The sequence below is a fragment of the Methanolinea sp. genome (assembly GCA_016699325.1).
Classification (GTDB): domain Archaea; phylum Halobacteriota; class Methanomicrobia; order Methanomicrobiales; family Methanospirillaceae; genus UBA9949.
The window spans coordinates 245,959-268,938 of record CP064971.1; the positions used below are offsets into that span (position 1 = coordinate 245,959).

Annotated in this window: 21 protein-coding genes; 11 read left to right on the forward strand and 10 right to left on the reverse strand. The window is 56.5% G+C overall.

Annotation, left to right across the window (positions count from 1 at the left end):
- Positions 1 to 372: 372 nt before the first annotated feature.
- The 4 genes from IPI71_01330 to IPI71_01345 all read right to left on the reverse strand — a co-directional run bounded on the left by IPI71_01330 (position 373) and on the right by IPI71_01345 (position 3,702).
- The gene (locus IPI71_01330; GenBank protein QQR71200.1) at positions 373 to 1,209 is read right to left on the reverse strand and encodes a hypothetical protein; all 837 of its coding nucleotides are present in this window, start codon (positions 1,207 to 1,209) and stop codon (positions 373 to 375) included.
- On the reverse strand, positions 1,206 to 1,601 hold the full coding sequence (locus IPI71_01335; protein QQR71201.1) for a roadblock/LC7 domain-containing protein: 396 nt from the start codon (positions 1,599 to 1,601) through the stop codon (positions 1,206 to 1,208). The genes IPI71_01330 and IPI71_01335 overlap by 4 nt, the downstream gene beginning before the upstream one ends.
- Positions 1,602 to 1,611: 10 nt before the next feature.
- Positions 1,612 to 2,067, reverse strand: a complete 456-nt coding sequence (locus tag IPI71_01340; GenBank protein QQR71202.1) for a HAMP domain-containing protein — start codon at positions 2,065 to 2,067, stop codon at positions 1,612 to 1,614.
- 288 nt (positions 2,068 to 2,355) lie between these two features.
- Positions 2,356 to 3,702 carry an adenylosuccinate lyase gene (locus IPI71_01345; GenBank protein ID QQR71203.1) on the reverse strand — a complete coding sequence of 449 codons (1,347 nt, stop codon included), beginning with the start codon at positions 3,700 to 3,702 and terminating at the stop codon, positions 2,356 to 2,358.
- A 55-nt stretch (positions 3,703 to 3,757) separates the two neighbouring features.
- Here IPI71_01345 and IPI71_01350 point away from each other — a divergent pair, with 55 nt between their 5' ends.
- The 4 genes from IPI71_01350 (at position 3,758) to IPI71_01365 (ending at position 7,500) form a co-directional block, all read left to right on the forward strand.
- Entirely contained in the window at positions 3,758 to 5,764 is a 2,007-nt protein-coding gene (locus IPI71_01350) for an ATP-dependent DNA helicase (protein ID QQR71204.1), read from the forward strand.
- Positions 5,755 to 6,240, forward strand: coding sequence for an MGMT family protein (locus IPI71_01355; protein ID QQR71205.1), 486 nt, complete (start codon positions 5,755 to 5,757; stop codon positions 6,238 to 6,240). The genes IPI71_01350 and IPI71_01355 overlap by 10 nt, the downstream gene beginning before the upstream one ends.
- Before the next feature lie 154 nt (positions 6,241 to 6,394).
- The gene (locus IPI71_01360; protein QQR71206.1) at positions 6,395 to 6,886 is read left to right on the forward strand and encodes a hypothetical protein; all 492 of its coding nucleotides are present in this window, start codon (positions 6,395 to 6,397) and stop codon (positions 6,884 to 6,886) included.
- 14 nt (positions 6,887 to 6,900) lie between these two features.
- Positions 6,901 to 7,500, forward strand: coding sequence for a molybdenum cofactor guanylyltransferase (locus IPI71_01365; protein QQR71895.1), 600 nt, complete (start codon positions 6,901 to 6,903; stop codon positions 7,498 to 7,500).
- Here IPI71_01365 and IPI71_01370 read toward each other — a convergent pair.
- Positions 7,497 to 8,279, reverse strand: coding sequence for a hypothetical protein (locus IPI71_01370; GenBank protein QQR71207.1), 783 nt, complete (start codon positions 8,277 to 8,279; stop codon positions 7,497 to 7,499). The two genes, IPI71_01365 and IPI71_01370, sit on opposite strands and share 4 nt — an antisense overlap.
- A gap of 120 nt (positions 8,280 to 8,399) precedes the next feature.
- Complete coding sequence (locus IPI71_01375) at positions 8,400 to 8,948, reverse strand: arginine decarboxylase, pyruvoyl-dependent (GenBank protein ID QQR71208.1); 549 nt, start codon at positions 8,946 to 8,948, stop codon at positions 8,400 to 8,402.
- A gap of 521 nt (positions 8,949 to 9,469) precedes the next feature.
- Here IPI71_01375 and carA point away from each other — a divergent pair.
- The 6 genes from carA to IPI71_01405 all read left to right on the forward strand — a co-directional run bounded on the left by carA (position 9,470) and on the right by IPI71_01405 (position 17,630).
- On the forward strand, positions 9,470 to 10,522 hold the full coding sequence (gene carA / locus IPI71_01380; protein QQR71209.1) for a glutamine-hydrolyzing carbamoyl-phosphate synthase small subunit: 1,053 nt from the start codon (positions 9,470 to 9,472) through the stop codon (positions 10,520 to 10,522).
- Between the two features lie 2 nt (positions 10,523 to 10,524).
- Positions 10,525 to 13,704 carry a carbamoyl-phosphate synthase large subunit gene (gene carB / locus IPI71_01385; protein ID QQR71896.1) on the forward strand — a complete coding sequence of 1,060 codons (3,180 nt, stop codon included), beginning with the start codon at positions 10,525 to 10,527 and terminating at the stop codon, positions 13,702 to 13,704.
- Positions 13,705 to 13,859: 155 nt separating this feature from the next.
- Positions 13,860 to 15,047 carry an argininosuccinate synthase gene (locus tag IPI71_01390; GenBank protein QQR71210.1) on the forward strand — a complete coding sequence of 396 codons (1,188 nt, stop codon included), beginning with the start codon at positions 13,860 to 13,862 and terminating at the stop codon, positions 15,045 to 15,047.
- A 165-nt stretch (positions 15,048 to 15,212) separates the two neighbouring features.
- A complete protein-coding gene (locus IPI71_01395; GenBank protein QQR71211.1) occupies positions 15,213 to 15,851 on the forward strand; it encodes an ECF transporter S component in 639 nt (212 codons plus the stop codon).
- A gap of 69 nt (positions 15,852 to 15,920) precedes the next feature.
- A complete protein-coding gene (locus IPI71_01400) occupies positions 15,921 to 16,766 on the forward strand; it encodes a methyltransferase domain-containing protein (protein QQR71212.1) in 846 nt (281 codons plus the stop codon).
- A gap of 120 nt (positions 16,767 to 16,886) precedes the next feature.
- Positions 16,887 to 17,630 (forward strand): ribonuclease Z, encoded by a 744-nt coding sequence (locus IPI71_01405; protein ID QQR71213.1) that lies wholly within the window; start codon positions 16,887 to 16,889, stop codon positions 17,628 to 17,630.
- A 391-nt stretch (positions 17,631 to 18,021) separates the two neighbouring features.
- Here IPI71_01405 and IPI71_01410 read toward each other — a convergent pair whose 3' ends face one another.
- Positions 18,022 to 18,426, reverse strand: coding sequence for a pyridoxamine 5'-phosphate oxidase family protein (locus IPI71_01410; protein QQR71214.1), 405 nt, complete (start codon positions 18,424 to 18,426; stop codon positions 18,022 to 18,024).
- A 145-nt stretch (positions 18,427 to 18,571) separates the two neighbouring features.
- Here IPI71_01410 and IPI71_01415 point away from each other — a divergent pair, with 145 nt between their 5' ends.
- A complete protein-coding gene (locus IPI71_01415; GenBank protein QQR71215.1) occupies positions 18,572 to 19,504 on the forward strand; it encodes a radical SAM protein in 933 nt (310 codons plus the stop codon).
- A gap of 3 nt (positions 19,505 to 19,507) precedes the next feature.
- Here the strand turns inward: IPI71_01415 and IPI71_01420 are convergent, their stop codons facing one another.
- The 3 genes from IPI71_01420 to IPI71_01430 form a co-directional block, all read right to left on the reverse strand.
- Positions 19,508 to 20,296 (reverse strand): AAA family ATPase, encoded by a 789-nt coding sequence (locus IPI71_01420; protein QQR71216.1) that lies wholly within the window; start codon positions 20,294 to 20,296, stop codon positions 19,508 to 19,510.
- A gap of 24 nt (positions 20,297 to 20,320) precedes the next feature.
- Positions 20,321 to 22,279 carry an anaerobic carbon-monoxide dehydrogenase catalytic subunit gene (gene cooS, locus IPI71_01425; GenBank protein ID QQR71217.1) on the reverse strand — a complete coding sequence of 653 codons (1,959 nt, stop codon included), beginning with the start codon at positions 22,277 to 22,279 and terminating at the stop codon, positions 20,321 to 20,323.
- Between the two features lie 69 nt (positions 22,280 to 22,348).
- On the reverse strand, positions 22,349 to 22,909 hold the full coding sequence (locus tag IPI71_01430) for a DUF2179 domain-containing protein (protein QQR71218.1): 561 nt from the start codon (positions 22,907 to 22,909) through the stop codon (positions 22,349 to 22,351).
- Positions 22,910 to 22,980: the final 71 nt, after the last annotated feature.

Consider the following 22,980-nt stretch of genomic DNA (forward strand, 5'->3'; position numbering starts at 1 on the left):
TCAAACTAAGACGATTTAACCCAATTCGCCAGAAGCTATTCTACCGGTGATTTGGCGCCTCCAGGTTACCATATCTCTCCAAGAGTAGGGCGTGTTTCTGGGGAGAAGTTGAAAATGATCTTGACAGGATACACAGATGAGGGGTTTATGATCGTGTGTCGTGGAGATAATTTTTGAGGACTTTCAGATTTTTCACGATGGGATCTTTTACAGGAAAGCTGTGTCACACTGGCCAGGGGCGAATTCAGGTAGATAGTATCGGTTTTTCCCTGTTGCCCAGAATTTCCAGCTGGTGTCGCACCCCGTTTCGATCCAAGGGAGCCAGTAACTGTTCCCGCCCGCTAAAGCACTGTTATCCGGTTCTCTTCTCCTTCACGCCGCTGCGGCATGCGCCACTTCATGAACCAATTTCCGGATCTGCCCGAGGTTGATCTCAGGCCGTGTCAGGATAAGGAGATACCCGTCATCGTACGGCACAATTGTGATGTTGCTGCCAAATAGCAGGATCGTTACCTGGACAAGGGGGCCGGGCGAAAGCAGCGGAAGCACCTCGAAGGCAGAGAACAGGACTTCTTCGGCCGGATCCACCAGATCTTCGAGAGCGCGACCTCCCACTGATGTGATAATCGAGCCGTCCCGGAAGAACGCAGTCGCGCAGACCCCGGGAACTTCAATGAGCTGACCAAGAACATCTTCTAATGATCGTTCCCGATCCGGTACCGCGAAGGCTGCAGCGCTGGGGGGCCTGCCCGTTTTCCCCAGGGATTCGCGTTTAACGGGATCGGGACCCACGGTAACAGGCCCTCTGGTTGTGGTGCCCTGTGGAATCCTTCCTGATTCCTGTAGCTCTTCGGACAGGTTCATAGACGGGGGAGCCTCTGATGCTTCCTTATCGCGCTCCCGTATCCATGCTCCAGGTCCCACGAAAGTCATGGCCTCCTGGAACTCATGGTCGGTATAACGATGCAGACTGGCGTGGAGAAAATCATGCTGTGCGAAGAATCGCCAGGCCGTTTCTCCCAGGATGGTCCTTTCGCCCAGATTGAACAGGAAAGCCGCAGGCCGCCCGTATTCGATGAGGATCAGCCCTTCGCCCCCGGATATCCGGACTATGATCGCTCCCTGGAACCGCGTGGTATGCGAGAGAAGCCAGGTCAGTGAGGCCTCGATCCGGCCTATCGGTATGCCTCTTGGAACAGCTGGACTCATAGCGCCGGCACCGGCTTCTGCCGCCGCTTATTCATGTGGTAGCTGATCTGCCCGATATTTGCATCGGGACTGGCAATGACCGCGATCAACCGGTCATGATCCGCTTCTTCGATTATGAGGATCCTATCCTTGAACTCGAGAAAGATTTGGATTAGGGGGCCATCCCGAGCTCTGTCTGCGATCATTCCCGACTCGAAGATGAGACGCAGACTGCAGGCAGACAATCCATCTGTGTCCGGCTCAAGCCACCCGTCAGCGGACATGACCGCCCCATTATTCCCGATCAGGAAAATGCCATCAACGCCCCTGATTTTGAGGATATCGTTCATCTCCAACGGCACTTTGGAAGGATCATTTCCGGTGTCCTGTCGTATCACCAGGCTTTCGGTCATCAGTCACCACCTATTCCTTCACATACCCGTGTGAACTTCCATACTGCTGATCCTGGGCCAGGGTATCGAGCAGCCGGTAGGTGTTCACCATTTTCGAGAAGGCGCGGGACAGGGTCCCTATCTCATCGTTCCGGGCCACCGGTAATTCCGGCTCACGAACGATCCCCCGCGAAAGCTCGTCTGCGACTTGCGATAGCTGTACTATCGGCCTGGCAATGAGCGTGGACAGGTGATAACTGCAGATCAGGATCCCGATGAGGGTGATCAGAGTGATGAGAACGATAGTTCCCCCAATCCCGAATACCGTGATGATCGGCTGGACTCCCCCCACGGTAACGATACTCAGCAGGAGTATAGGTATGACGGCAACGAAGAGCATACTGATCATCATTTTATAAAAAATTGGTATCTGCATGCGCACAACGGTCCGCATTCCCGGCAACCCGGCCATGTCTGACTTTTCCATACTACGCACCTTTTTTAAAGCCACCGATTAAAAGGTCAGCACGGAATATTTTTCTTTGGGATGATATGAATTCCCGGGAAGAATACTCATCGCAGCGATGAATATAAACCCACGTTCCTTTCCTTCGATGCCCTCAGGGCTCTGGGAATAACGAGCAGAGTTTTTTTTCCAACTATGGATTTACATCAGGATTGAAGCGTGCAGGCAGCTCGACCTGTCCAGACTCAGGCAGGAGTGCCAGTTTTTACATCAGGAGGTGATTCCTTCGCCGCCCACCGCAATCCCGGCTCAGGCTTTCAGGTGCCGGGCCAAGAGCCTTTTTTCCAGCCGCTCAACCTGGCGGACGGCAGTCCCTGTGTAGCGTTCCGGGTCAAGGAGCGCCTTTATCTCGTTTCGAGAAAGGCATGCTGTTACGTCTTTGTTTTCCCCCAGCACTTCACCAAGCGAGATCCCTGCCGCGATGGCTTCCATGCTCGCTACCCGGACAAGCTCGTGAGCCTGCTGGCGATCCATTCCCATTTCCGCCAACCGCATCATGACCGATTCGGCCATGTTTATGCCATGGAGAAGGTTGAGGTTCTTCCGGACATTCTCCTCGCGGATGGTGAGGGTTTCCAGCACGGTGGTCATGAGCCTGATGATGTGGTCGGCAAGGATGGTTGCTTCGGGAAAGAGTATCCGTTCGCACGATGAATTGGTCAGGTCACGCTCGTCCCAGAGCGTATTGTTCTGGAGCGCCGGTTCGATTGAAGCACGAATAATGCGGGCAAGTCCGCAGACCTGCTCGCTCCTGATGGGATTGCGCTTGTGGGGCATGGTGCTCGACCCGACCTGTTTTTTCCCAAACGCCTCCTCGACCTCCGCGATCTCGCTCCGCTGGAGTGAGCGCAGGGTTATTCCGATCTTGTCAAGCGTCGTGGCAATGTTGGCAAGGAACATGAAATACTCCGCATACCGGTCTCGGGCTATCACCTGGTTTGAGACCTCAACGGGTGACAGGCCGAGGATCTCCATCATCCGCTCCTGGATCTCGATCCCCTTCTCGCCGAGGGCAGCCTGGGTTCCGACCGCCCCGGTCAACTGGCCTACTGCAACCCTCGGCCTCAGCTCGACCAGCCGGTCAAGATGGCGGGAGATTTCTGCTGCCCAGATGGCGAACCGGAGACCATACGTGGTGGGCACCCCGATCTGGCCATGGGTCCGGGCTGCACAGACCAGGTGCTTTGTGGCAAGGCTCCGCTCAAGGAGTACTGCGAGGAGGGAACGGAGCTTTGCATCGATCAGATCGAGCGCCTCTTTCACCTGGAGGCCGGTGGCCGTATCAAGGATATCATTCGAGGTCGCCCCGTAATGGATCCATCCCCCGGCTTCGCCGCATTCCTCGGCAATGGCTTTCACGATTGCCATCATATCGTGGTTAATCTCGACCTCGATCTCCTTAGCCCGCGAGAGCCGGGCGCGTGAAGCGCTTTCCCTGATGATATCGGCTGCAACTGGCGGTACGAGCCCGAATTCCGAAGCAGCACAGGCAAGCGCGACTTCCGCCCGGACGATGCACGCAAAGCGGTTCTCCTCGCTCCAGACTGCCCGCATCTCCGGAGTCCCGTAACGGTACTCGATGGGATGGATAGCCATGGCTAGAGATATCTCCTCTGTAACAATAAAAACCAGTCCGGACTTACTACTAGTAATGGACGAGCTGGATGCCTGGTTTCCCTACGAGACCTATCGCCCGTATCAGCGCGAGATGCTGGAACTGGCCGCCACATGCGCCCGCAACGGCGGTATTGCCATGATCGACGCACCTACCGGCAGCGGTAAGTCGAGCATCGTCTCTGCACTCCTTGCAGAGCGCGCCGGGAAAAAGGTTATTGTCGCAGTGCGAACGATTAGCCAGCTCACCACCTTCATCCGGGAACTCGAGCTCGTCAGGAGCCGGAAGCGAACGCTCGCCTATTCCTACCTCATCGGGAAACGGAGCCTATGCCCCCTTTCCGGTGGAGGGGATGTCTACCGCCGCTGCGAAGGAGTCAAGGCAGTTTCAACCTCCCTGATGCGAGAGCGGGCTGGAACAGGGCAGCTGGTCCCGTCCAGGGACCCTGTCATCATCCGGCAGATGAAAAAACTCGATACACAGCACCCCATCATCTGTCCTTACTTTATAAAAAGCAGGGTATTTACCGGAGGCGACGGGAATGCGCTCCGGATGTTACCCTCGACAACCCTCCGAAACCGGGCCGACCGGATCACGAGAGAGCGGGTCCTTCCCCATGAACTCCGCGAGATGGGGGCGGGTATCTGTCCCTACGAGATGCTCCTTCTCGCAGCCCAGAAATCTGATGTGGTGGTGGTCAACTACCACCATCTCTTTGATGATGAAATCCGAACCCAGCTCTATGGATCACTCGGAATCGAGCCACACGAAGTCCACCTGCTGATCGATGAGGCCCATAACTGCGGGGAAGTGATGCAGGGGGTGATGAACACGGCAATTTCAGGCCCTGCACTTCTCCAGGCAGAGCGCGAGATCCTTGGCCTTCGCAGACAACTGAAGCAGGCCGTCGCAGTGACACAGATAATCCGGAACATCGGCGATTTCATGGAGGGGCTCAGGAATTCCCACGAGGCAGAGGACTGGTTTGACCCGTCCATCTTTGACCGCATCGTAGTCCGCGGATCGCTCTACCGTGACCTGAGCGAGGTGGTCGACGACCTGATGCAGATATCAGAACACATCCGGGAAAAGAACAGGGCAGCCGGAGAATATGCTACCACCGCTGTTGAGGTTCTCACCGCTTTCATGGTCCGGCTCACCTGTTCGGCACCGGACCCTGCCTTCCTGACCGTCTTCCGCAGGGATGGTGACGAAATCGTTCTCGAGGTCCGAAATATCGACCCTTCCGGCCGTCTCCAGGAGCTGGCACGGTCTCATCATTGCTGCATCCTCATATCCGGGACGCTCTCGCCGATTGAGAGCTTTCGCAGGTACTATTTCGGAGAACTGGATGTCATGACCAAAACCCTCCCGAATATCTTTCCACCCAGCAACCGCATGGTGCTCTGTGCCGGCGATATCACGACCGCATTTTCCATGCGGCAGAACCGGGAGAATACCGATCGTATCGCCCGTTACATCACCACCTTTGCTTCACTTGCAGGGAACCTTGCTGTTTACTTTCCCTCGTACCAAATCCTCGAGACCTATGCAGGGATCCTCGAAGGCCGGTTGTCCTCCCGCAACCTCATCGTTGAGCCGAAGGATGCCCGGGATGCAGGAGATCTCCTGAAAACATTCCTTTCCCTTCCGGCCCGGGGATCATCGGGGATCCTCTTTGCTGTCTGTGGTGGGAAGTGGAGCGAAGGGCTCGACTACCGGGGCGATCTCCTCGCCGGAGCCATGGTGGTCGGCCTCCCCCTCGCCCCTTTCAACCGGGTCAGGCAGATGACTATCGATTACTACCGGCACAAGTTTGGCTCTGATGGTGAATTTATTTCCTACACGCTCCCTGCGCTCAACCGGGCAGAGCAGGCTATCGGGAGAGTGCTCAGGGCCCCCGAGGACCGAGGAATGCTGGTCTTTGGCGAGAAGAGGTTTCTTGAACCACGGGTGAGATCCGGGCTTCCGTCCTGGATCCGCGACGAGATGGCAGAATGCAGCATCGATTCCTTTGCCGCGGCGGTGAAGAAGTGGAAGTGATTTCAGGTTTTACCAGGTTCGGGCTCTGGTTTGTCGAAGTCCTGTGGTCCGGTGATAAGATCTACCGTGTGCGGTTCACCCGGTCCAGGCCTGAAGAAGGTCCGGTCCCCTTCCAGATCCAGCAGTATCTAAGCGGCAGATCGGCAGATCTTTCGCAGCTGAAGCCCGCTTTTTCTCCTCCAGGCACCCGGTATGCTGAAATCTACCACGAAGTCAGGTCGATTCGGTATGGTGAGACCGCAACCTACGGTGAGATCGCTGCCAGGGTCGGTACCGGTCCCCGGGTGGTCGGGCAGGCTATGGCACGAAACCCTGTCCCGCTCATCATCCCCTGCCACCGGGTCGTTGCAAAGGGCGGACCGGGAGGGTTTTCGCCCGATCCAGAAATAAAGATCCTTCTGCTCTCCATGGAGAAGAAGAACAAAAAACGTTTCATCACAGAGAGCATCCCTTCATCTTCACTTGAACAGGACTGAGGTTCATGAACATCCTGGTGCTTGGGGCAGGGGCGGTCAGTCTCCCGGTTGCGGCGAAGCTTTCCAAAGCCGCCTCTGTATATACTGTCCGCCGGTCGTCCAATGCCGGACCTGTCACAGCTGATCAGTCCATGTTACCGTTAAAGGAGGGGCCATGACACCCGGCCGGTTCCCAACGGGCCAGGATGCCTCGGCCACTCCCCTGGTATGGTTGGTGCGGGAGACCTGGATCCCGGTCGGAGAGAGCTCTGACATCAGGTCCGGTCTCCGGGCAAAGACACGGTCCAATACTGCCCTGAACCCTGTCAGAAAGCTGGTGGGGGGTGCGTATAGTGCTCTCCTGGCCCCCCACAGCTGGGGTATCATCCGGTGCATAACCCGCGAGGCGTTTGCCGTGGCGATCGCTGAGATAGCTCTGTTACCCTGGAAGAACGCAGAAGAGTATCTTTCATTTCTCCGCAGTGTTCAGATACCGGCGACCGCGGATAACCGGTCGTCCATTCTTCAGGAACTATCGCGGGGCAGGGTGACCGGGATCGGGTTTCTGAAGGGCACCGTTGTTGGACGGGGTGCGCTCCATGGCATCCTGACTTCCTGCAGCAAGTGCATTACGAACCTGGCACGTTCCCGTGAGGAACTGGCCTGATGGAGCATGGAACCATGAGGTCGGCAATCGTCCTGGTGGGCGGTGAAGCGCGGCGGGCAAACGGCATGGAGAAATACTTCTTCCGGTTCGGAGGAAGAACGTTCATCGAACGCCTTGTCGATTCCCTGCTTCCTGTAGTGGACGAGATCGTCCTGGTGGCCAGGGATGGCGACCAGTGCAGGCGGTTTTCCCATCTCAGGGGTGTCAGGTGCGTGAGCGACATCAAGAAGGGCATCGGGCCCATCGGCGGGATCCACGCCGGCGTTCTGGCCTCCCATGGGGATATCCTGTTTGTCTGCGCCTGCGATATGCCCTGCGTGAGCACCGCGGTGGTCGAGGTTCTCTTCGATGCCCTGGGGGAAGAATATGACGCCGTTATACCCGCCTGGGATCGCGAGATGCTCGAGCCGCTCCATGCCGTATACAGGAAAGAACCGCTCCTGCAGTACCTTGAAGACCACACCTCCCTTTCCCTCAGGGACATGGTGAGGGAACTCCACTCCCGTTTTTTTCCCATCGAACAGCTTCGCCAGACGGATCCGGCCCTTATTACGTTCACGAATATCAATAAGCTGGAGGATCTTGAGGATATCTCCCCTGAAGACCCTCTTTAGAGCAGAAAAGTTCCGCAGGACATGTTCCCGAGCGGCATCCCGGTCTGGGTCCCGGTCGCTGGCACCCGGATCCGGATCTCTGCTGAGAGATCGCTTCCGGAAAACTCGACGAGGTAGGTCCCCGCGGAACGAATAGTCAGCTTTTTGGCGTTTTCAACACCGTAGGATTTTGCGAAGCCTTCCTGTGCCACGATGCTACCGGATGCCTGGTCCCTGACCGTGACTTCGAACCAGGCTGCCGGGCTGATAGTGGTGACCGTCTGAGTTTTCCCCCCAGTCTTCCCTTTCCCTCCTCCCGGGCGGTCCTCATACCATATGGTCCGGGTAGTCATGTTGGGCTTGATACACATCTCTATTATCATTGGCGGGTGTTCGAGGGCGTAGGTATAGGCTGTTTTGTTCTGTTTGAACGCGAGGGTTTCGAAGAAGATTGCCACGTATTCAGGTACCTCAGGGGTTGGATCTGGAAGCCGGGTATACAATGAAGTCGTGGGTGGCGGAGTCCCGGACGCAAACGGCGTCGCAGGGACCATGAGATTGGTTTCTGTGGAAGAAGGGCTTGTACCGCTACTGGCACCCTTCCCATTCGCGACACTTCCTCCGGCCCCGGTATTCTTCCCACCGCCATCCGATGTCCCCTTCTCCCCGCCGGAAAACCAGCTTGATCCTCCGGAACTGCCGGAGGATGAACTCTCGGGAGGCTTGATGCAGCCTGCAAGAATGGTCAGTATAACAAGGAAGAATGTACAGATGAGTAACAGTGTGCGGCTTGCCGTCATTAGGTGAGGATGGTATTCATCCGTATTTAATTTTTATGTCCTTTCCGTGCTTATTCGGGACGATATGAGCCGTTTTTTTAGAGAGAGAAAAATGGAGAGAGTTGGTGGGCTCTGTGCCCGTCACTCTACAACAAAGACTGCGGCAGCGAGCACGGTGGTCCATAGCCCTTTACGGTCTCCCTGGGCCGATTGGCAGATGTTGGTTGTCTTGATGATCTTGCCACTTGCCTTGTAGATCTGCTCACGCTCCTGCCAGGCTTTGTTGATGTCGAACTCAATCCCGAGCGTGGTGGCAAGCATGGTGGCTGCAAGATCTTCGGCATAATCCCCGGTCTTTTCCGCCGTTTCACCATATGCATGGTGCTCGGAGAGATACCCATATTCCTGTGGCTCCTTGGGCAGGGCGAGGCCTATCGCCGCAGATATCAGCCGGTTTGGTTCGTTTGTCTCATTTTTTGCCATCACGCAATAGGCGATCGTCCCCGGTTCGAAGTGCTTGATGCCCTCTTCCACGGTAACCATCCGGGCATTGGGAGGGAAGATACTCGAGACATAGACCAGGTTGTATTTCTCAATCGATGCCTTCCGGAGAGCCAGCTCGAAGGAGGCGAGGCGATCTTTATGCACGCCAACACCCTTCGTGAAAAAAACCTTTGTCGGGACAACCATGGTCCATATATTTGGATTATCTCGACTTAAAATTTATTATTCATGAAATGAAGAGAGAATTTCGGTTATTTCTTAATTCTAAATCTTTTAACTCGTTTTATTCAGTTTTAATTGGGGTAATTGTGGTAGATCCACCCAAATTTTACGTTAAGACTGGATAGATCACAGGGATTTCCGGGAGGTGGGCAGGGCAATTCCTGAAGATCGATTCTCACAGGAGTGTCTTTTGAAAGAAAGAGGGAAACATCCGTTTTTCCATCTTGTTCATCCTCTAATTCTCCTGTCACCAGGAAGAGAGTGGGAATTGTCGCAATCTGATCACCAATCTCCTGCCCTCACAGTTGAAAATTTGTTGCATCTTAGCTTTATCATTTCTTTCCCTGTCCCGGGCAGGCAGATCATTTTCGGCCTGCATTTTGGGTAATGCGCCTTTTGGACACAGGATCTTTGCCATTCTCCCCCCGTTCGTCTCACTGCCACGCTATCTATTAAAACAATTCGCTCCCAATAGATATGGAACGATGAAGGCGGTCCTGGGTCTTGAGGATGGCACCTATGTGCTGGGTGATGGGTTTGGATCAGATGGTGAGTGTTCTGGGGAACTGGTCTTTACCACACAGATGTCCGGCTATATGGAGGCGCTCACCGATCCGAATTACCATGGACAGATCCTGATGTTTACCTTTCCGACTATTGGGAACTATGGAGTCGACAGGCGCAACTTCCAGCACCCGAAGGTCTGGTCGATGGGCTGCGTGGCCCGCGAGATCTGCCAGGCTCCGGAGGCGCAACCCTCCATCATGGATTACTTTGAAGAGCAGGGTCTTCTCGGTATCCAGGGTGTCGATACGAGGATGCTGACCATCAAGACGCGTCGGGAAGGAACGCTTCGGGCAGCACTTGTGGTAGGTGACGACAACGGAGCATATGCAGTCGACCGTGCCCGGAAAGTCACCCCCATCTCCGACCAGGAGCTCATTCCTGCAGTTTCATGCCGCAATCCCTATCATATCAAGGGGGGCGGGAAGAGAATTGCCGTAATCGACCTCGGCATCAGGAAGAACGTTATTCTCTCGTTCAAGAGGCGGAACGCCGATATCCATGTTTTTCCTCACAATACAACCGCCGATCAGGTCGAGGGCTGCCGCCCCGACGCCCTCTTCATCAGCAACGGCCCGGGCGATCCGGTTCGGGCAAAGGATGCCATCCGCTGCGTCAGCGATCTCGCCGGGACCCTTCCCATATACGGGATATGCATGGGGATCCAGGTCTGCTGCCTTGCCCTCGGAGGCTTGACATACAAGATGAAGTTCGGCCACAGGGGGAGTAACCAGCCAGTGCGGTATAAGGACGGGAGTGTTTACATCACCACCCAGAACCATGGATTTGCCGTCGCCGCCGATTCTCTTCCCGAGGGTTGCGGGGTGCTCTATACAAATGTGAACGATGGAACGCTGGAAGGATTCGAGAACAGGTATCTCGACATCACCTGTGTACAATTCCACCCGGAGGCCCACGGCGTACCGCAGGATTCAGGGATACCGTTCTTCGATATCATGTTCGGGAGGCTCTAATGATGCCCCGGAAACAGCATATCCGGAAGGTGCTTCTTATCGGTTCTGGCCCAATCCAGATCGGGCAGGCTGCGGAGTTCGATTTTTCCGGTTCGCAGGCCTGCCGCGCCTGCAGGGAGGAGGGGGTCAAGGTAATCCTGGTCAATTCCAATCCGGCCACTATCCAGACCGACCCGGAAATGGCCGACGTTATTTATATCGAACCCATAAAGGCCGACATCATTGAGAAGATCATTGAGAAAGAAAAACCGGACGGGATACTGTCCGGCATGGGGGGCCAGACCGGGCTGAACATGACCGCAGAACTCGCTGAACGGGGGGCGCTGCGGAATGTCGAGATCCTCGGAACCCCTCTTGAGGCTATCTACCAGGGCGAGGACCGGGAGAAGTTCCGCTCCCTGATGGAGCGTATCGGGGAGCCGGTACCAAAGAGCATGATCCTCACCTGCATGGAACAGCTCGATGAAGCTGTGGCAACTGTCGGCCTTCCAGCCATCGTCAGGCCGGCCTACACGCTGGGAGGTTCGGGCGGAGGAATTGCCCATACCAGGGACGAACTGGCGCGAATCATGGAGATAGGGTTCACCCGATCCCGGATCCACCAGGTTCTGGTCGAGGAGAGTGTGGTCGGGTGGAAAGAGATCGAATTCGAGGTAATGCGGGATTCTGCCGATACCTGTATCATCATCTGCGGCATGGAGAACGTGGATGCCATGGGGATTCACACCGGAGAGAGTGTCGTGGTGGCGCCGATCCTCACGCTCCGCGACGATGAGTTCCAGATGCTGCGGAGCGCATCGATCAAGATCATCCGTGCGCTCGATGTGCAGGGAGGATGCAATATCCAGTTTGCCTACCGGGACGGGAAATACCGTGTTATCGAAGTGAATCCCAGGGTCTCTCGATCCAGTGCACTCGCTTCGAAAGCGACCGGATATCCCATTGCGCGGGTGGCGGCAAAAATCGCTATCGGGCTCCGCCTGGACGAGATTACCAATTCGGTGACCGGATCGACCCCTGCGTCATTCGAGCCCTCTATCGATTATATTGTTGTCAAAGTTCCCCGGTGGCCTTTTGACAAGTTCAAGAAAGCCGACCGAACGCTCACCACGGCCATGAAGAGTACGGGCGAGGTGATGGCCATTGGTAGAAACGTTGAAGAAGCGTTCAAGAAGGCACTGCGATCGCTTGACACCGATATCGATCACCATACCAACCCGAGCGAAATCAGGATGATCCTCTCCCGTCCAACTGATGAGCGGTTCGGGACCCTCTTTGATGCCTTCAAGGCCGGATTCAGCCTTGAAGAGATCCAGGCCCTCACCCACATCGCCCCTTTCTTCCTTGAAAAGGTCCGGAACATCGTAGAAATGGAGAAATTGCTCTGCGATTGCCCGGGCCCGGATGATATCCTTACGGCCAAGGCATACGGTTTTACCACCACCGAGATCTGCGAGCTTTCCGGAATGAACCGGGACGAAGTCGAGATCCTGTGCAAGGACCCCACCTACAAGATGGTGGATACCTGCGCCGCGGAATTTCCGGCAAAAACTCCCTACTTCTACTCCACGTGGGATGAAGAATGCGAGATACCTACCAGTGACCGGCAGAAAGTGCTCATCCTCGGGTCCGGGCCGATTCGGATCGGACAGGGTATCGAGTTTGACTACTGCACGGTGCACGCGGTGAAGGCTCTCCGGGAAGAGCAGGTCGAGGTTCATATCGTGAACAACAACCCAGAGACCGTTTCCACCGATTTTGATACCTCGGACCGGCTTTTCTTCGAGCCAATGTCGCTTGAGGACATCATGAACATCCTGAAAAAGGACCGGTACATGGGTGTGATGGTCCAGTTCGGCGGCCAGAACGCCGTGAACTTGGCGGTTCCCATTCACGATGAGATGAGGAGGCTTGGTATGGAGGCCAGGATTCTCGGGACCAGCCCGGACTCGATGGACATCGCCGAAGACCGCGACCGTTTCAGTGAACTCCTGAGGGATCTGGATATTCCAAGTCCCCCCAACAGTTCCGCCACATCGCTCGAAGAAGCACGGGCAAAGGCCGCTGCCATCGGTTATCCCGTGCTTGTGCGGCCTTCTTACGTGCTTGGCGGCCGGGCCATGGAGATCGTCCACGATGAGATCGAACTCGAGTCCTACATGAAAGAAGCGGTGCGGGTCAGCAGGAACCACCCCGTTCTTATCGATTCCTTTCTCCAGAATGCCATCGAGCTTGACGTGGATGCGGTTTGTGATGGAGAGGATGTCCTCATCGGCGGAATCATGGAGCACATCGAGGAGGCAGGGGTACATTCCGGCGATTCGGCCTGTGTCATCCCGACCCAGTCCCTCTCCCGGGGAATCATCGAGCGGGTCAGGGACTATACCAGGAAGATCGCGCTCGGCCTCGGTGTGATAGGGCTGGTGAATATCCAGCTTGCGGTCAAGGACGACGTGGTGTACGTACTTGAGGCCAACCCACGGGCAAGCCGGACGGTACCATTCGTCTCCAAAGCGACCGGCATCCCTCTGGCAAAGATCGCGGCCCGTGTGATGCTCGGGAGGAAACTGAAGGATATCGGGTATTCGGAACCGCAGAGGTTCTGCCATGTGGCGGTCAAGGAAGTGCTTCTCCCCTTCAACAAGCTCCCTGGCGTCGATACTGTGCTCGGACCTGAAATGAAGAGCACCGGAGAAGTCATGGGCATTGACTATGATTTCGGCCGGGCATACTACAAGGCATCGATCTCAGCGGACAACGAGCTCCCGATACGCGGTAACGTCTTCATCTCTGTTATCTCGGAACAGAAGGATGAGGTCATCCCGATTGCCCGGAAGCTCACCGAACTCGGGCTCTCGCTCTACGGCACATCGGGAACGGTGGACTACCTTACCGAGGCCGGGATAGCAGCCAGTCTCGTGCGGAAGGTGCAGGAAGGATCGCCGAACGTGATCGATCTCCTCAGGCAGGGCGAGATCCGGCTTATCATCAACACCCCGTCTGACAAGCAGTCCCGGAAAGACCATTACCAGATCATGCGGGCGGCGGTTGATTACTGCGTCCCCTACATTACCACCGTCCAGGCAGCGCGAGCCGCGGCCATGGCGATCGAGGCCATCCAGAAAGAGCAGGTCACCATCGAGCCTCTCTCGCACTACCACCGTGGCTTAGGAATGCCGTGACTGCATTGAACCGAGTCATTCCATGCCACCATTCCAGGAGTGCTGTGGCAGGGTGCTGATCCCGTTCCAAAGCCCACGTGGCGCTCTGAAACTCTTATCATCTGCGACGTGACAATGAATGGGTACAACGTGCCGACTGGCACGGAGCGTTTACCATGGGAAAAGGAACTGTCGTTCTGGCATATTCAGGCGGCCTCGATACTTCTGTCTGCATCCCGCTCGTCAAGGAGCGGTACGGGTTTGACCGGGTGGTGACTGTTGCCGTCAATGTCGGCCAGCGGGACGAGGATGTGGCGGTAGCCACCGAAAAAGGAAAACGGCTTGCCGATGTCCACTATACCATTGATGCCCGGGAAAAATTCGTCAACGGGTACATCTTCCCCGCTATCCGGGCGAACGGATCCTACGAGGGTTACCCGATGGGCACGGCACTGGCACGTCCCCTTATCGCCGAGGAAGTGGTCCGGGTGGCCATGCAGGAGGGCGCAACCACAGTAGCTCATGGCTGCACCGGTAAAGGGAACGACCAGCTACGGTTCGATTTTATCTTCAGGATCGCGGGGCTGGACGTTGTTGCCCCGATCCGTGAGCTGAACCTTACCCGGGAGTGGGAGATCGAGTACGCCCGGGAACATGGCATCCCGGTCCCGGTCAAAAAGGAGAAGCCCTGGAGCATCGATGAGAACCTCTGGAGCAGGAGTATCGAGGGCGGGCGCCTCGAAGATCCTGCATACCACCCTCCCGAAGAGATCTATACCTGGACTGTATCCCCCAAAAAAGCTCCGGCGAATCCTCAAATTGCCACAATCGATTTCCTGAAGGGCATCCCGACCAGGTTGAACGGGGTGGACATGTCTGGATTGGAGCTGATATCTTCCCTGAACAGTCTCGCCGGAAAGCACGGCATCGGCAGGAGCAATATAATCGAGGACCGAATCCTCGGCATCAAGGCCCGCGAGATCTACGAGCATCCTGCAGCTACGGTAATCCTTGCCGCACACGCCGACCTCGAGCTCCTCACCCTGACCCGGCAGGAACTGAGCTTCAAGCGGATGGTCGATGACCGGTGGTCCGAGCTCGCCTACATGGGACTTGTCCACGAACCGCTGTTCCATGATCTGAATGCCTTCATCGCAAAGTCCCAGGAGAAAGTGACCGGAACAGTCGACGTCCAGCTTTACAAGGGGTGCTGCCGGGTGCTCGGCCGCTCATCGCCCGAGAGCGTCTATTCCGGGGATCTCGCCTCTTTCGACAGTGACTCCATGGATCAGACCCATGCCATCGGGGTATCGGCCTATTACGGTATCCAGGCCCGCCTGGTCGAGCAGCGGAAGCGGAAATGACCTGAGCTGGAATCCCCGTCTTTTTTCCCGGTGGCCCCTGCTGCAGGAATGTTCCCTGTTCATTCCCTCCACCCCGTCCCTGGCCATGGGGTTCAACAAAAATTCCGGTTGATATAAGAGCAATTAGGGTGTTTTATTAATATTTAGCGATTCCCGGAGGGATCCATGTCCGCGGCAGGAAGTACACAGAGTTTCCTCGGAGAACACCTGACTCTCTTTGCATCAACTGAGATCTTCATTTTTGTATTCATGGAGATCGCCACGAAGATTGAGACCATTCAGCGGGTGATATTTAAAGAAGCACAGATGCGCGATTATATCGCATTCACGCTCCTTTTCGGCCTGTTCTCCATTTTCGGAACCTATATCGGGATTCCTACCAGCTACGGTGCCATCAGCAACATCCGCGATATCGCCCCGGTAGTGGCCGGACTGGTTGGCGGTCCCTTTACCGGTTTCGCCGTTGGACTTATCGGTGGCAGTCACCGCCTCATTATCGGAGGGGATTCCGCCATTGCCTGCGCGCTGGCAACTATACTTGCGGGATTGCTGGCAGGCCTGGTATATCAGTACAGGAAAGGAGCACTCATCGATATCATCCCGGCCATGATTTTCGCGGTGGCAATCGAGCTCCTGCATGGAACCCTGGCATTAGTGCTGATTCAGCCTTTTACCGAAGCAGTTGAGATTGTAATGGCGTCAATTCCAGGGATGATTGTTGCAAATTCCCTTGGCGTTGGGATCAGCATAATCGTCATCCGCAGTACCAAGGAACTATGCAGAGGGGGCTGTTCAGAGGAATAAGTACTCTGAGCCGGGATAAATTCCCGGGTGTTCCGATCGTATATACCTTGGAAAGGATAGTACCTGTTCATGTATCGGATCATCGATTGGAACGAGCTTTGGAAAGCGATCCGTGTCAAATCAATTGAACGTTCCCGGAAGGATCGCGACCCCGCGGCCATCTGGGACAAACGTGCAGCCGCATACCAGCGTGGGACCCGAGACGATCACGAGGCTACGGCGCTGGATCTCGGGTTTCTTGATATCCGGCCGGGTGATACCGTGCTCGACATGGGCGCCGGGACCGGGAGGCTTGCAGTTCCCCTCGCCGGGAAGGCCGCGCGGGTAACCGCCCTCGATCCTTCGGGGGGGATGCTCAATGTGCTCCGCGAGCGGATGCAGCGGGCGGGTCACAGCAACTACTCCTGTGTTCAGATGAAGTGGGAGGACGTGGAGATCGGCCGCGATATCGAACCCCATGATGTGGTCATCGCCGCTTTCTCGCTTGGGTTCTATGATCTCGGGTCCGCACTTGCCAAGCTTGACCGGGCAGCGAAGCGATCCGTGTACCTCTTCTGGCATGCAGGAGAATGGAGAGGGGCCGAAGAGATGGTGCTCTACCGGGAGGTATTTGGCAAGGAGGGCGTCCTGCAGAAAGGTTACCCGGATTATATTTTCCCGGTAAACATCCTCCACGATTCCGGAATCTTTGCCGATGTCAATATCTACCAGGCAGCCTGGAGATCCTCGTACGAATCTGTCGAGGAAGCCGTCGAAACCTGGGTAACGATGCATTATCCGGATATCAGGGATCGCTCTCCGGTGACCGCCTTCTTCTCACGGGTGCTGCGCCCCGATACATCAGGCAGGCTTGTGCATGCCGCAATACGGCCCACCGCGGTGATAAGGTGGACGAAAGGAGGGGAGAACGCCTAAAAACCCCGGCCGAAGAGACCATGGTCATCACGGTGACCGATACACCTCAGTCATCTTTTTCCTCACACCCTGGGCACAGATACCGTATCCTTTTCTCTGCATCCATCCCATCAACTGGAAATGAAGGTCACGTTTCTCGGAACCAACGGGTGGTACGATACCCTTACCGGGAATACCTGCTCGGTACTCGTCCAGTCCGAAAAATACACGATTATATTCGATGCCGGGAACGGAATAGCGAAAGCTGACCGCTACATCAGCCAGGAGAGGCCGGTATTCCTGTTCATTAGCCATTACCACCTTGACCATGTCGTCGGGTTGCATACCCTCGTGAAATTCAGGTTCCGCAACCCCCTCACCATCTGCGGGCCGATCGGTCTTTCTGCAATGCTACACTCCATTGTCCGGGAGCCGTTCACTGTTCCCTTCGAACAGCTTCCTTACCGGGTGGAATTTATTGAATTGGCCGAAGGCGAACATACAATCCCGTTCTCCGTGGAGTGCAGGCCCCTTGTTCACCCGGTCCCCTGTTTCGGATACAGGATCACCCTTGATTCGCGCACCATTGCCTTCTGCACCGATACCGGCAGGTGCGAAAATGCCGTTAGGCTTGCCCGGAACGCAGACCTCCTGATTACCGAATGCGGCCTTAAACCCGGTGAGGAGAGCCCTGACTGGCCACACCTGAACCCGGAACAGGCTGTCCGGATCGCAAAGGACGCCCGAGCGAAGCGACTGGCCCTGATCCACTTCGCAGCTCACAAGTATACAACCCTCGAAGATCGGTTCGAAATTCAGAGGAGGTACAGCCGGGACTGCCCCGGACTCATCACCGCTACCGATGGATTGACGGTAGAAGTATGAGGAGTTCCTGCCTGCCATGGAGACAATTGATGACATCAATGCCAGGATCAGGAATGGAACGGCCGCCGTGCTTACCGAAGGCGGGCCTGACGCAACGCATTGCTGAGGGAAAGACTGTTACTTCGGCCGATACGGGTGTAGTCACCACCGCCACCTTCTCCCATATCCCGGATCGTTCCTGCACACCGACAAAGCCTGTCTCTCCCGGGATACCGTGAACGATAGGATGGGGGAGGTTCACATGAACCTCTTACCCTCCCCCCTTGTATCGCCTCTCTCACGGACCCGGACCTATGGTACCCTGGAAGGTATTTCCGGGTTTTTCAGGAAATGTGCGGGAATGGATCGGATACCGTATAGCTTTTTGGTCCAAACAAAAAAGAGATGAAATTTAAAGGATCTTTTTTCCTGCATCCGGACCGGGTGCGCACTGGTAGACTTCGGTCACCTTCATCACGAGGAGGGTTTTTGCCGGCATACCCGGTTTTGCACCCTGCACCCATTCTTTCATTGTGTCAAAGTCAGGACCACTGTTTTTAACCTCAATGTTTCCCTTGATTTGGTAACACTCCTTGCTGTCCGGGTCCAATATGTAGATCGCAGCATGAGGGTTCTCTTTCAGGTTGGCAAGGGTCTTTTTCATGAAGTTGTCTGCAATCCAGAGGGTATCATCGCTTACCAGCCTGACGTAGGCGATCGGTACGACGTTCGGAATACCGGCCTTTGATGCCGTGGCCACCGGGAAGAGCTTTGTCCTGCTAAAGAGTGTCTTCATATCCGCGTTCAGTTTTGCCATCATCATCACCTGGAACGGCTGCAAACGTGCAGCGGTAGTATTCCAGTCGCCTCCTCTCTTTTTTACTCTTTTGGTTTTTTGAGTGCTGCCCTGATCCGGGAATGGGCCGGTGGATAGATAAGCGGCCGTTGTCATATCCTGCTCAATGACCGTGCCCTCCTACCGTGCCCTCTCCAAGTCAGGGGAACTGGCGGTCCGTGCCCGACAGGCATACGACCTCCTTTCTTCATGCAGAGTCTGCCCGCGGTGTTGCGGCGTTGACCGCACCCTCGATGAACGCGGCTACTGCCGGGGAGGGTTGCTGCCGAAGGTGGCGAGTTTTGGCCCGCACTTCGGCGAGGAAGCTCCGCTGGTGGGACGGTACGGATCGGGAACCATCTTCTTTTCCGGTTGCAACATGCGGTGCATCTTTTGCCAGAACTACAGCATCAGCCAGCTTGACGAAGGCGCCGAGATCTCCTGCGAGCGGCTGGCCGGGATCATGCTCACTCTCCAGGACCGGCAGTGCCACAATATCAACCTGGTCTCGCCGACGCATTTCGTTCCCCAGATCATCGAGGCTGTTTCCATCGCTGCCGATAGAGGACTCAGCATCCCAATCGTCTACAATACAGGGACCTATGATACTTTGGAGTCCCTCCGCCTGCTCGAAGGTATCATCGATATCTACATGCCGGACGCCAAGTACGGCAGGGACGAGATCGCCGCAGCCATCTCCGATGCTCCTGGTTACACCGGGATCATGAAATCTGCCATCCGGGAGATGCAGCGGCAGGCCGGCGACCTGGTCGTCCGGGACGGGATCGCGGAGCGGGGACTGATCATCCGGCACCTGGTCCTGCCCGATAATCTTGCCGATACGGAGCTCGTGATGGCGTTCATTGCAAACGAAATATCCGAGGATGCCTATGTGAACATCATGGACCAGTACCGGCCTTGCGGAAGAATCCAGGCCGAATCCGGTCACCCGTTCCGGACATCGCTGATGCGGGGAATCACAAAAAAAGAATACCTGGATGCAATCGGGTATGCAGAGAGCTACGGGCTCCACAGGGGTTTTGGCGGGCGACCTGAGTAGCGCTCACCCCCCTGCCAGGATATCATGCACCAGCGCCCGGACCGCCTCCACAACCGGGCACTGGCCCTCGAAAACCGGCACTACCGAGGGTTCATGCCGGGCAATGCATGGATCGGCCGGGATGTACCGGATGGTGGAAAAACCCGCGCCGAGTTTTTCCCGCAGCGCCTGGCGGTCGATACCCTGTTCGACCCGGTTCACCACCAGGACCGTTTCCCGTATCCCGCACTCGGATGCCAGCCGCCGAAGCTCTCTGGCCACCGAGATCGCGTTGTACGATCGGTCGGAGACAACCAGGGCGAGAGAGAACCCCTGGGCCACTGCCCGGCCGAAATGTTCGAGCCCTGCCGGGGTATCGAGCAGCACCACGTCGTCAGGGAGAACATTCGCGTTCCGGAACACCGCGGAGAGAAGGGTGTATTCCGGGCAAAGACACCCGGAGCCCGCATTTTTCACCCCACCCATCACCAGGAGCCGGATGTTTTTCCCGGCAGGGATTCCGAACCGGTCGACAACGTCTGCGATATCGGGATTGAGGATCATCAGGCCGCCGCGTCCCGGCCCGGCACCTATCTTCTCCTCGATATACCCCTTCCGCTCGGCAAGCGGCGTGATGGTGTGATCCGGAGGGATCCCGAGCGTGGCGGCGAGGTTCTGCTGCGGGTCCCCATCGACAGCAAGCACCTGCATTCCCTTATCCGCAAAGCAACGGGCGAGCAGCGCGGTGAGGGTGGTCTTGCCGACACCCCCCTTGCCGGTAATGACGATTCGGATCCGGTCGCGAACAGCCATGAGAAAAAGAGACCACGGGTGGGATCAGATCCCGAGTTCGGTCCGCTTCCTCTCGATGTGGTCCGTGATCAGGTCGGCAGCTTTCAGGGGGTCCGGCTCGACGGCAAACGAAGCGTTCACGACACTTTTCAGTCCCTCGGTCAGCAACGAAACCACCGGCGGGCTCCCGGTAATTTTTGGCATGACGCCGAGCACCGTGTAGACCCCGGATGCCACGAAATATGAGCCGATCGAGACTGCCTTCTGGGAGTACCACTCCGGGGCAGCTCCGGCAACCGGGAGACGGTGGATGCCGATGTTCAGGGCATTGCCAAGCTCCGCGGCGAGATGCAGGATGCGGGAACAATCGACACAGGAGCCCATGTGCAGCACCGGGGGGATCCCCAGCGATTCGCAGACCACCCGGAGTCCCGGGCCCGCCAGCGATGCGGCAGAGGGCTGGAGAAGCCCAGCCTTCCCGGATGCTATGGCCGCACAACCGGTCTCCACGCAGAGGATGTCGCGCTTGATAAGTTCCTTCGAGAGCGTGACGTGACCGTAATCGTGCTTCACCTTGGGGTTGTTGCAGCCCACGATCCCGACCGCCCCCCGGATATTCCCGGCGGCGATCTGGTCGATGAGCGGTTTTAAAGTCCCGCCGAGCGCTCCCCTGATTGCTTCGACCGAGAAACCGGTCAGCACCTTGACCGGCTCGATCGGGATGAAGACCCTGCCGGGGTTCCGGTTCGGGAAGTTTTCAACCGCCATCTTCACGATGGTCTTTGCCGTTGCATAAGCATCCTCCGGTTCAAACGCAACATAATAGGATCCGGGGATCTTGGACTTCGGACTGGTGGAGATGACATGCGTGTGGTAACAGCTCGCTGTCCTGGGAAGCGAGGGGAAGATACACTGGTAGTCGACGACCATGGCCTCGAGCGCCCCGGTGGTGATAACCAGTTCCTGGTTGAAGTGGTTGCCGGCATTCGGGATCCCCTTCCGCATCAGGAGCTCGTTTCCCGTGCAGCAGAGTCCGACCAGGTTGACACCGGCTGCCCCCACCTTTTTGACCAGCGCAAGGATCTCGGGATCCTGTGCCGCCTTCACCGCCATCTCTGATAGCATGGGGTTGTGGCCATGCAGAGAGATATTGACATGGCTCTTTTTGACCACCCCAAGGTTTACCAGCGACTCGTTGGGCTCCGGGGTCCCGAACAGTACATCGGATATCTCGGTGGCCATGCTCGAACCCCCCCAGCCATCCGAGAGGGATACCCGGAGTCCGTGGGCCAGGATGTTTGCATAATCGGCCCCTACCCCCATGTGGACCCGATGCATGGCGTCCACAACGTCCCTGTCGACTCCCCGAGGGGATATCCCGGTGTTCTCCCAGATCTCCCGGGTAGCCTTCGGAGCACGCTGTGCAATCTGGAGCGAATCCTTGACCGACCCGTACTCTTCAAGCATCGCCCGGCCAAGCTCTCCGGCAACCTTCCGATCATCCTTTCCGTCCGTCTTCAGCCCGTACTCTTCTGCAAGGCGCCTCAGTTTTTCAGGATCGGCTATCACGTAGTCGGTTACCGTTCCAATGCCTATACCGTAGAGGGTCGATACGATCTCCCGCCCATGGTCCGAGTGTGCGGCTGCGCCGGTGGCAATGGTATCGAGCAGGTTTCGGGCCACGATCAGGTCGGAATCGGCCCCGCAGACACCGCGTATACGGTACGGGGGTATTATCCGGCATGGACCCATCGCGCACCGGGAACAGGAAAGACCGGATTCGCATTGCTTACACGGGGGCTGCTGCATCTCGAACCGATCCCAGACCGTCTCGATACCCTCCCTCATGGTCATCTCGACGAACGGTTTGGCCGCCTCGTCAAAGGTTCGTTCTTCTTTCTTCTGTTCGATGAGCTCGGGGTTCATCAGGGCAAGACGGGCACGGTCGAGTTCGCACACGTCCTGCCGCTCCCCGATGAGAATTGGTTTGGTTTCTTCGGTCATTGCGTATGCACCATCCTCTCTGAGGAAGCAATCAGCACATGACAGTATATGTAACTGCCCCTAGGGGCACTACCACCCGAAAAAGCGTTCCAGCCACCGCGACCGTGTGCCGTGGAAAAGGCGAACCCCCTCGCTTGCTTTCCGGACGTCTTCAACGGTAAAGAGGACATCGGGATACTCACGTTTCAGGACATCCAGAAGCTGGCCGAGCTTCCGTCGCGGAACGATGGTCAGGAGCACCGTTACGCTTGACGAGAAACACCCGCTTCCTTCCAGCCGGGTGAGACCATATCCCATCCGGCTCAGCCGTTCCATGAGCGACGAAGTGGTTTCGGTGGTGATGATCCTGACCACCACGCTCCCGATGCTGATCTTCTCTTCTAGCTGCATCCCGATCACCGTACCGATCCCATAGCCGGCGATGTAAGCGGTTATACCCCATAAATTGTCGAGGTTTGTGATGACCAGTCCCGTTGAAAGGAGCCAGATCGCTACCTTGACGGCACCAATTCCGGCTGAAAGGTACGGATGGCCGCGGGTGACGTATACCATCCGGATGGTCTCAAGGCTCGTCTCGCCGATACGGGCCACAAAGATGGTGAGTGAGAGGAAGATTTCCGGGGAAAGCATGGAGATCACCAGAAATGGCAGGCAGGTACAGGGCCGTGATATGCATCGACCGTCCCAGATGAACATGATAT